The 10,833-nt window shown below is 26.3% G+C and carries 10 protein-coding genes; all 10 read right to left on the minus strand.

Annotated elements, in window-relative coordinates; genetic code table 11:
- Positions 1-2: 2 nt before the first annotated feature.
- Complete coding sequence (locus OC701_RS00745; protein WP_304514207.1) at positions 3-140, minus strand: hypothetical protein; 138 nt, start codon at positions 138-140, stop codon at positions 3-5.
- Between the two features lie 139 nt (positions 141-279).
- On the minus strand, positions 280-564 hold the full coding sequence (locus OC701_RS00750) for a GroES family chaperonin (protein WP_304514208.1): 285 nt from the start codon (positions 562-564) through the stop codon (positions 280-282).
- Positions 565-1,682: 1,118 nt separating this feature from the next.
- Positions 1,683-3,629, minus strand: coding sequence for a threonine--tRNA ligase (gene thrS, locus OC701_RS00755; protein ID WP_304514209.1), 1,947 nt, complete (start codon positions 3,627-3,629; stop codon positions 1,683-1,685).
- Between the two features lie 128 nt (positions 3,630-3,757).
- Complete coding sequence (locus OC701_RS00760) at positions 3,758-4,363, minus strand: P-loop NTPase family protein (protein WP_304514216.1); 606 nt, start codon at positions 4,361-4,363, stop codon at positions 3,758-3,760.
- A 366-nt stretch (positions 4,364-4,729) separates the two neighbouring features.
- Positions 4,730-5,266 carry a GTP-binding protein gene (locus OC701_RS00765; RefSeq protein ID WP_320415502.1) on the minus strand — a complete coding sequence of 179 codons (537 nt, stop codon included), beginning with the start codon at positions 5,264-5,266 and terminating at the stop codon, positions 4,730-4,732.
- A complete protein-coding gene (locus OC701_RS00770) occupies positions 5,206-5,376 on the minus strand; it encodes a hypothetical protein (RefSeq protein ID WP_304514210.1) in 171 nt (56 codons plus the stop codon). Before OC701_RS00770 ends, OC701_RS00765 begins: the two co-directional genes overlap by 61 nt.
- 719 nt (positions 5,377-6,095) lie before the next feature.
- Positions 6,096-6,392: an RNA-binding S4 domain-containing protein gene (locus OC701_RS00775; RefSeq protein ID WP_304514211.1), complete on the minus strand. Its 297-nt coding sequence runs from the start codon at positions 6,390-6,392 to the stop codon at positions 6,096-6,098.
- An 80-nt stretch (positions 6,393-6,472) separates the two neighbouring features.
- Entirely contained in the window at positions 6,473-8,524 is a 2,052-nt protein-coding gene (locus OC701_RS00780) for an AAA family ATPase (protein WP_304514212.1), read from the minus strand.
- A 74-nt stretch (positions 8,525-8,598) separates the two neighbouring features.
- Positions 8,599-9,879: a serine--tRNA ligase gene (gene serS, locus OC701_RS00785; RefSeq protein ID WP_304514213.1), complete on the minus strand. Its 1,281-nt coding sequence runs from the start codon at positions 9,877-9,879 to the stop codon at positions 8,599-8,601.
- An 86-nt stretch (positions 9,880-9,965) separates the two neighbouring features.
- Positions 9,966-10,226 carry a 30S ribosomal protein S20 gene (rpsT, locus tag OC701_RS00790; protein ID WP_304514214.1) on the minus strand — a complete coding sequence of 87 codons (261 nt, stop codon included), beginning with the start codon at positions 10,224-10,226 and terminating at the stop codon, positions 9,966-9,968.
- Positions 10,227-10,833 lie beyond the last annotated feature (607 nt).

Below are 10,833 nucleotides of genomic sequence, written 5' to 3' on the forward strand. Positions count from 1 at the left end.
ATTCAAATTTTAAACAAGATTAATCTTAATACAAAATTTTTTGTTTCAATATCAAAATTTGTCTTTCTGATATTGATATTTATTACAAAAAGCTGCCATCCAAACCAAACGAAACAGTTTATCAACATCCGATTTGTCATAATTTATTCTGTTTCAAGAACTTGATTTAGTTAACAACAACTAGTTAGTTGTTTATGTCTATATTATTCTATTATTCTATTAAATTATTTAATATCTCATCAGTGCTATAAATTATCGATGCACAGACTCACCCAATATTTAAGATGCTTTTGGCGCCCCAATTTTAGCAATAATATTTTCTGATTTAACAATTAAATACTCTTCTTCTTGTAATTGTACTTTTTCTCCAGAATAATTCTTATAAACTACTACATCATCCGTTTGTAAATTAGTTACTTGTGGTCCGCAACTAACTATAATTCCTAAAGACTCTTCTTTACGAGGACTGGTACTAACAATAAGTCCTGAAGAAGTACGTTCATCTTGAAATTTTGGTTTTAAAACAACATAATCATTTAAAGGTTGAATAAAAAAATTTGTCATAAATTTCTCCTTTTTTATTATAAAATAATCAATTTTAAATTTTTTTATATATTAAGAATAAATTAAAGGTTTTAAACAATAATATTTATTTATAATGTTTTATAAAATGCATTTTTCAAATCAACTTATTTCTCCAAACATCCCATAAACAACTACAAATATAATAACTATTTATATTATAAAAAAACCTTAATAATTACTTATATCTAAAAACAATTATAACTTTTTCATATTAGTAAACTAAATATAATTTTTACATTAGTTTATCCAATAGTTTAATATTTTTAAAAACATCTAACTTCGAAAAAATCTAAGTACATTCATAATGCTCATATTAATTTATTCAATTCCATTTTAATTACTGAAATCATTATTATATAAGAAAATTTCTTGAAAATACCTATTTTTTCAATAACAAAAAATCTCTAAGTATTAAAAATTTATTTTCAATCTTTAAAAATAAAATTTTAAACTTTTCTAATATAAATTAAGGTTTGATATTTTTTTATTAATTATAATTAGTACCAAAAATTTATTTAGTAAATAACAAAATGATGTATATTTTGTGAGTAATAATTTAACAATAATAATTATAATAAATTTTTCATGAAATTAAATCATTAATAATAAACAAACAAATAAATATGGATAAATTATAAACAACATATAAGATAATAAATAATAACTTATTTCACCCTGCAAAGGTTATTATTTTTTGTCCTGAGAGGTAGATCTTAATTATTTCCAATTAATTTTTACACCTCCAAATACTGAAAAGTAAATTTACCTTTAGAATAGAGGATTTTTATTTCCTCGATTATTTATTTAGAATTATTCAAGTTACTCTAAATACTGACTTTAATTCATAATGGAGGGAAGTAATTATTATAAAAACAGCGAAATTACAGAGTTTATTAATTGATTAACTATCCAATGCGTTTAATATGTATATCGATAACTTCTAAACTGCTAGCATTACTTAACCTTTTTAATATTTATCAAAACTAGTGATTGATTAGATAAGTTTGGATATTTAGAGATCTTTGATTGCCGGTACGAATTAATTATAATTCAATTTATAATATTTTTTCAATATCAATTATAAACAAAAATAAAAATTACATTTTGTTTTTAATTAAATTAAAAAACATTTCCAAAAAATCTTTCATAGACATATTAATTTTTTCAAGTTTATTATATTGACGAACATGTAAAGTATGATTTTTAATTTCGTTTTCACCAATAATAATCTGAAAAGGAATTTTCTCTTGATAAGCAGAACGAATTTTATAATTAAATGTATATTCTTTATCATTTAATTCTGCTCTTATATGACTTCTTAACATTTCTTTTTGCAAATTTTTAACATAATGAAGATGTAATTCATTATTAACCGGAATAATAATAACTTGTACAGGTGCAATCCATAAAGGAAAAAAACCTTTATGTTGTTCTATTAAATAAGCAGTAAATCTTTCTATAGTTGATGTAATAGCTCTATGAATAACTACAGGAGTTTTAGTTTGATTATTACAATCTATATAAGATAAATTAAATCGTTTAGGCAATAAAAAATCTAATTGAATAGTAGACAAAGTAATTTCATGGTTTAAAGCTGTTAATACCTGTACATCAACTTTAGGGCCATAAAAAGCAGCATCACCAATTTTTTCTTTATAATTTAGACCTAATTCATTTAAAATATCTCTTAAAATGTTTTCAGAATTTAACCACATATTTGGATCATCAAAATATTTATTTTTCTTAGCAGGATCATGAGTACTTAAATTAAAATAATAATCTTGGATATGAAAATCTTGATAAACCTCTTTAATTAAATTAATAATTTCAGCAAATTCTTGTTTAATTTGTTCAGGTGTAATAAAAATATGAGCATCATTTAAAGACATAGCTCGAACTCTTTGTAATCCCGACACAGCTCCGGAAGGTTCGTAACGATGTAAAAGACCTAATTCAGCTATTTTTATAGGCAAATCTTTATAACTATGCATTTTTTGACGAAAAATTTCCATATGATGAGGACAATTCATAGGTCGTAAAATTAATTGTTCACCATCTGGCAACTGCATAATCGGAAACATATCTTCATTGTATAATTTCAAATGACCAGACGTTTTATATAAAGAGATATTAGCTACAACCGGAGTATAAACATGTTGGTAACCATATGATATTTCTTTATCAACAATATATCTTTCAATAATACGACGAATAGTTGCGCCTTTAGATAACCAAAAAGGTAACCCAGTTCCCACAACTGGTGAAAACATAAAAAAATTTTGTTCTTTATTGATAAATTTATGATCTCGTTTTTTTCTTTCATCTAAAACTTTTAAATAATTAGATAAATCGCGTTTTCTAAAAAAAGCCACTCCATAAAGACGAGTTAAAACTTTATTTTGTTTATTTCCTTGCCAATAAACCCCAGAGGTTTTTAAAATTTTAAAATAACGATTAATATTAATATTAGGAAAATAGTGATCTTCTGTACAAAAATCTGAAAAATTACCTTGTTGATATAAAAATAACTTTTGTGAAGGATCAATATTTTTCAAATAATCTATTTTATAAGGATTAAATTTAAAAAAATTTCGAATTTCAGAAACAGATAATTCTGTTTCAGTAATAGGTAAATTTTCTTGAATAATATCAATCATAGTTTTTTCGATAAAACTAAAATCTTGTTCTGAAATTATATTATTGACCGGATCAATATCATAATAAAAACCTTCTTGATTTATAGACTTATTAACCAATAATGAATTAGGATAAATACGACAAATAGCCTGAGCCATAATTAAAGAAGTATTATTATTTAAAATAGACCAAGCTATACTATCAGATATTGTAATAATATTTAATAAACCATCTTCAGTTAAAGATTTATCTAAATTCACTAATTTATTATTAAAATAAGCTGCTATTGGTAATTTTTCAGAATTATTTAAAAATTCCAAATTTTCAGAAGCAATAATTTTACTAACAGTAATTTTATTGGGAAATCTTTTTTTTTGATTATTTTGTTGATATTCAATTTCAATCATATCATAATCCAATCCTTTAAAAAAATTTAATTATTTTGCAAAATTATGCTAATAATTAATTTCAATTTTATTAATAAAAACAAAAATATTTTTGATCTTCAAAAAATTAGATAGAAAAATAATAAATATTATTTGCCTAAACAAAATTTCGAAAATAATTCATCAATCAAATTTTTTTGCAAATTGCTACCCAAAATATTTTCTAAAAATTGATAAGCTTCTTTAAAATGAATAACATGTATATCTATAGGCATATTTCGTTTTATATCTGTTAAAACATTTTTTAAAGATATAATAGCTTTTTTCAATTGATTAACTTGCCTAAGATTAAATAAATAATCGAAATTCCGTTCTTGAATATCTTGCAAATTAAATCTTTTTATAATTTGTTGTTTTAAATTTTCCATTCCTTCTTGTGTGTGATTAGAAATAAAAATAATCTGTGAATATGGATAGATTATTCGCGTTTCGATCTTAGAATGGCCTTTCTTATCTCTATTACAAATAGCCCCCATCCAAACCGGACAAGCAAGTTTCCCAGCATCCGGCTTTCCATAATTTATCGATAAACCATAAATTACTAACTTCTTTCGCCCTATCAAGGTCGTTAACCTTGTTCTAGGGAGGACGATTAACTGGATCATTCCAGATCCTAGTTTTACTCCTCCGACTACTAAGAAGTCGCTTTCTCCTTGGGCTATAATGACTTTAATCTCATTATTCGTTAATTTAATAACTCGCCTTTAGGATTCTCCAAGTTACGCTAAATATCAACCTTGATTCCTTAGGGGAAGTAACCATTTTATTCATGGTGAGATTCCAGGTTGGTTAAGTGATAAACTATTCAATACTTAAAATCTATATCAATAGAATCTGGATTGCTCGCTTAATAGTAGTTTGCGAGACAAGCTTCTGAATTTTGCATCTTCTTATCTTCTTAGGCCATTTCCGGCTTACCCTTAGAACCATTCGGTGGCGGTGTCTTTTTGACTAACTACTTCATCGCAACCCGCTTTTAAGAACTGCTGTAATTCTTGATGGTTTCCTTTCAAGAACCGTTCTTAGCCTGTCAGTGTTTATCGCACTGGTGATGGGTTAGTTCACTCGATATTTAGGCCTCTTTGGCGCCCTTTTAATTCAGATGATAATTCAATTTTAATCGGCAAATCAGATTTACTACCTATAATAATTCTATTTTTATTTTTAGTCATGTCTAATAACATTAAATCTTCGTATTCTAAAATATCATGAGCATCTAATAATAATAAAATTAATTCAGATTCATTTATAAACTTTTTAGAAATATTAACTCCTAAATTCTCTAAATAATCATCAGTATTACGGACACCTGCTGTATCAATTAAACGTAAATTAATACCATTAATAGTAACATAAACATCTAAAAAATCTCTAGTAGTTCCCGGAATATCAGATACAATCGCTCTTTCTTCCCCTAAAAAGTTATTTAAAAGACTAGATTTTCCTACATTAGGTTTACCTAAAATTAAAGTTTTAATACCTTCTTTAATAAAACGCGTTTTATAAGAATTATCTAAAATATTTTGTAATTTGCGAATTAAAAATTCAGTTTGGGGAATAATAAAATTATTAGTAACAGTTGGTATATCATCATATATGGATAGATTATTTGCGTTTCAATCTCAAGATTTATCTTTCTTCTAATATCTATTACAAATAGCCCCCATCTAAACCGGACAAGCAAGTTTCCAAGCATCCGGCTTGCCATAATTCACCCTCTTCCGAGGACTAACGTTATGTCACCACTCATTAGTTGTTTATTCTGATTATATAGGATAACCTTTTTAGATAAATAGCACACGATAAATTATTTATCTTACATTTCGGTTATTGTTGCATATTGAACGATTTTAAATGATCTTCAAGTTTGACAAAAACTTTAGTACTTGATCCTATTGAATAAACCATAAATTACTAACTTCTTTCACCCTATCAAGGTCGTTAACCTTGTTCTAGGGAGGACGATTAACTGGATCATTCCAGATCCAGTTTTACTCCTCCGACTACTAAGAAGTCGCTTTCTCCTTGGGCTATAATGACTTTAATCTTATTATTCGTTAATTTAATAACTCGCCTTTAGGATTCTCCAAGTTACGCTAAATATCAACCTTAATTCCTTAGGGGAAGTAACCATTTTATTCATGGTGAGATTCCAGGTTGGTTAAGTGATAAACTATCTAATACATGATTATATTATATCGATAGCCTCCGAACTGCTCGCTTATAGTAGTTTGCGAGACAGGTTAAGAAATTACATCTGCTTATCTTCTTAGGCCATTTCAGGCTTACCCGTAGAACCATTCGGTGGCGGTGTCTTTTTGACTAACTACTTCGTCGCAACCCGCTTTTAAGAACTGCTGTAATTCTTGATGGTTTCCTTTCAAGAACCGTTCTTAGCCTGTCAGTGTTTATCGCACTGGTGATGGGTTAGTTCACTCGATATTTAGGCCTCTTTGGCGCCCAATCATCTTCATAAATTATGTCTAAATTTAAATTAATAGGAAATAAAAAATTAGATTTTTCAATTAATGTAGATAAATTTATCGTGATTAAATCACGACTTTTTAAAATATTACTCTTTTTAACTAAAACATTATTAACCAATACTTGATCATTAGCAATTAGTTTGTGAACTTGATTTTTAGTCAACCCAATTTTACTAGTAACAAAATCATCTAAACGAACCCCATTAAAGTTTATTTCCACAATAAATTTTTTTATCATAAATCTTAAGCCCATAAAACAATAAATTCTTATTTTAATTATATTTACATAATCTAATACTCATTCATAATGAAAAATTATTATGAATTATTAAATTTTTTAGATAAATCTTTATTTTCAGATGCTTTAGTATCGGAAATATCATCAGAAGATTCATTATTATTGATTAAATCTGAATTATTTTTATCATTTGATTTCGCTTCAAGAGTAGCATTTTGATCGTTTAAATAACCTAAATTTTCCTTTTGTTCCTGATCAAACCAACTTAATTTTCCTGTCAAATATATCTCTACAATATCTTTAGTTACTAAAGTTTCTATTTTTAATAAATACTTAACTAAATTTTTTACAAAATCTTTATTTTCTAAAAGAGTTAGTTTAGCTAACTGATAACATTCATTAATAATATTTTTAACCTCTAAATCTATTTCCGAAGCTTTAGAATCTGAAAAATCTCTTTTAGATTCACTAAACTGAACTAAACCCACTTTGCTCATTCCATATTTAATTACCATTGTTCTAGCAATTTGACTAGCGCGATCAAAATCAGCATATGCTCCATTAGAAATATCATCTAAAAAAATTTCTTCTGCAGCTCGACCACCTAAAGAAATTGCAATATTAATAATTAATTTTTTTCTTGACTTAAAATTAGAACTTTCGCTATCAGGAGAAATAATATTATATCCACCTACAGAACCTCTTGGAATAATAGTAATTTTACGAACTTTTTCGATATTATCTAAAACAGCAGCTAAAACACCATGCCCTGCTTCATGATATGCAACTAATTTTTTTTCTTTTTTAGATAAAAAATCTTTTTTACGTGTAGAACCAATTAATATACGATCGATAGCCTCATTAACATCTTGAGGTTCTATAGTTAAACTACGACGACGTACTGCTAATAAAGCAGATTCATTCAAAACACCTTCTAATTGAGCTCCACTAAATCCAATAGTTTCTTCAGCGATTTCACTTAAATTAACTTCCGAACTAAAACGTTTATTTTTAGCATGCAATTCTAAAATAGCTCTACGATCTCTTGCGCTTGGTAAATTAATAGTAAAACGACGATCAAATCTACCAGGTCTTAAAATGGCTGAATCTAACATTTCTGGTTTATTGGTAGCAGCTATAACAATAATTTCTGTATTTGAGTTAAAACCATCCAATTCCACTAATAATTGATTTAAAGTATTATCATGTTCCGAATGATGACTACGAGTACCCCTCTTATGAGCTAAACCTTCTACTTCGTCAATAAAAATAATACAAGGAGCATGCTGAGAAGCTTTTTGAAATAAATTACGCACACGAGAAGCCCCTACTCCCACATATTTTTCTACAAATTCTGATCCAGAAGTCGCAAAAAAAGCAACTCCTGCTTCCCCTGCTACAGCCTTAGCTAATAAAGTTTTTCCAGTACCAGGAGGTCCGGATAACAAAACCCCTTTAGGAATACGAGCACCCATATCTTTATATTTTTGTGGATATTTTAAAAAATCAATAATTTCTTGCATTTCGATTTTTTCTTCAGAAAAACCAGCTATATTTTTAAAAGTAACATTACTTGATAAATCGCCTTTTTCTTTTTTACCAATATATTTTTCACCCATTTGTTCAAAAAATTTAGCAGTAGTATTTTTAAATAAACAATATAATAAATAACAACTAATCAAAGGCAAAATAAAACCAATAGCATCAACCAAAGGACCAAATCCTAAATAAGGAGGTTCTGTATAAGGATTTTCTAAAATTGTTTGATAAGAAGAATCAGTTTTAGATTTTTCCGCGATAATATCGATAATTTTATGATAAATTTTATCAGATACAGAATTATATATCATTATTTTTTCTTTACCTATACCATTATCAGAAGTATCCAATATTTTAACTTGCAAATCATATAAAGTCGGTATACTACGGACTATTTTGGGTTTAATTTCTTGAATTTTAACATTTTTTTTCGGATTTTCTAAAACATTTATTAATTCCATAACATGATTAGGTTGTTTCATAATTTGTTCAAATATATTATGCATAGACATAATCATTCCAAAAAATCCTATAAGACCTATCAAATGCCAAATAGTAATATGTTGAAAATATTTCTTGTAAAAATCGATCATAATTTATTATTCCTTTTTTTATAAAATTTTTATATTATGTCTCAAGAATGATTTTTAATAAAATAATAAATTTTTTAATTTTTTATTATATCTGTTGCTAAATATTTTTGTAAAACTATAGGTACGTTAACACTACCATCTTTATTTTGATAATTTTCTAAAATCGCCGCCATAGTTCTACCTATAGCTAAAGCTGAACCATTTAAAGTATGAACTAATTTACCTTTATCTTGTAAATGAGCTTTAAACTTAATATTGGCTCTACGAGCTTGAAAATCTTCTGCGTTACTAATAGAAGCTATTTCACAATATTTTTGTTGACTAGGAAGCCACACTTCAATATCATAAGTTTTACTCATACTAAAACCTAAGTCACCAGTTGATAACAACATAATACGATAAGGTAACTGTAATTTATCCAAAATAACAGCGGCATCTTTTAACATATCTTCTAAAACCATATAAGATGTTTTCGGTTCTACAAATTGAATTAATTCGACCTTATTAAATTGTTTTTGTCTCCAAATTCCCTTAGTATTTTTACCAGAAGCTCCAGCTTCCTCACGAAAACAAGTGGTGTAGCCAACATATTTAATAGGTAATCTTTTAATATCCAAAATTTCTTGACGATGTAAATTAATAGTAGGAACTTCAGCTGTGGGATTTAAATACCAATCATATTTATTTGATTGCAATTTAAAAACATCTTGAGAAAATTTAGGCAATTGACCTGTAGCAAACATAGATTTTTGATTTACTATAAAAGGCGGTATTATTTCCAAATATTTATTAGATATATGATTATCTATCATAAAATTGATTAAAGATCTTTCCAAACGGGCTCCTAATCCTTTTAAAACAACAAATTTACTACCAACAATTTTAGAAGCTTTTTGAAAATCTAAAATATTTAAACTTAATCCCAATTGAAGATGATCTTTTATAACAAAATCATAATGACGTGGTTTAATAATAGAATGATATACCTCTATATTATCTAATTCACTATCTCCAATCGGAACACTGTCATGAGGAATATTAGGTAAGCAATGCAAAATATTCATAACTTCTTCTTCAATCGTTGCCAAATTAATTTGTAATTTTTTTAAATCCGCTTCATGATGGATATCGCTATCTAGAATACTTTCTGAATTGCACTCAGTTAACGATTTATTAATTTTCTGACGAGAAGATTGATTCTTAAAATATTTTATACGTTCAATTTTTTGTAAAAATTGATTTTTGGATTTGTATAAAAAAATTAATTTATCCAATAAATCTTCATTAACAAATCGATTTTTAAGTTTACTTTTCACTAAGTCTATATTTTTAAGTATAAATTTGATATCTAACACAACTTATAAAAACCTCTTTATGGTATCTCAATTTAACTAAATAAAATTTGTAATAAATTTAATTTACTTTCAAAAACAGATCGAAATTAATTGCTGTAAATATTATTCAAAGCAATAGCGGCACTTCTTTTCTTTCTATTTACATAATTGCCTACATAAATACCTTTAGATAAACCTTTATCTAATTTTTTGCAAACTATACTATAATACAAAGAAGCTTCACGAATATCTTTAGCATTTTTTAATTTTTTAAAATAAGTTTTAGTTGATGATTTAAAATCACTATTACGCAATCTACGTTTATTATTGGTAATAATGCGTTTTTTTTGTTTTTTGATATTTGCCATTTAGATAAATTCCTTTTTTAAATTTAGATTATTTAAATATTTTTAATTATTAAATTTTTTTCAATTTGAAAAAATGTCTATGCTACATTATATATTAATAAATTGGTTTTTTATTAGTTTTTGTTGTAATATGTATATACAATTATTAAATTTGATCGAAAATCCCCTGGGTTAAATCAAATTGATTTGTTGAATCAGAATTATTTCATAATTATTTCTTAATAGAGGGGGGTGTATTTTTACTTTTAAATAACAAAATTTATCACTCAGTTATCTATTACAAATACCCCCCTTCTAACCCGGAAAAATAAAGTTCCCAAAATCCGACTTAACATAATCTTCTTCCTAAGAAGTTGATTATCTCAATTATTTTAAATTTAAATTAAGTTTTATTCCTCCGGCTATTAAAAAGTCAATTTATCCTTGAGATAGAAGATTTTTATTTACTCAGTTTTTTCTTTAAGATTCCCCAATTTAAAATAATTAAGCAACAGTTTCAAACCGATCAACCATTAACCAAACTTTATACCGATTTAACTTGTTTTGCTACCAAACAAGGTTTACTATGGGTTTCGGTAATTCTAGATGGTTATCATCACCAAATTTG

This window comes from Candidatus Phytoplasma bonamiae (assembly GCF_030586845.1).
Classification (GTDB): domain Bacteria; phylum Bacillota_I; class Bacilli_A; order Acholeplasmatales; family Acholeplasmataceae; genus Phytoplasma; species Phytoplasma bonamiae.

Coding starts and splice junctions, on each gene's coding strand:
- OC701_RS00750 (WP_304514208.1), bottom strand. CDS start 564: ATGACAAATTTTTTTATTCAACCTTTAAATGATTATGTTGTTTTAAAA.
- OC701_RS00745 (WP_304514207.1), bottom strand. CDS start 140: ATGACAAATCGGATGTTGATAAACTGTTTCGTTTGGTTTGGATGGCAG.
- OC701_RS00770 (WP_304514210.1), bottom strand. CDS start 5,376: ATGGCAAGCCGGATGCTTGGAAACTTGCTTGTCCGGTTTAGATGGGGG.
- OC701_RS00775 (WP_304514211.1), bottom strand. CDS start 6,392: ATGATAAAAAAATTTATTGTGGAAATAAACTTTAATGGGGTTCGTTTA.
- rpsT (WP_304514214.1), bottom strand. CDS start 10,226: ATGGCAAATATCAAAAAACAAAAAAAACGCATTATTACCAATAATAAA.
- thrS (WP_304514209.1), bottom strand. CDS start 3,629: ATGATTGAAATTGAATATCAACAAAATAATCAAAAAAAAAGATTTCCC.
- OC701_RS00780 (WP_304514212.1), bottom strand. CDS start 8,524: ATGATCGATTTTTACAAGAAATATTTTCAACATATTACTATTTGGCAT.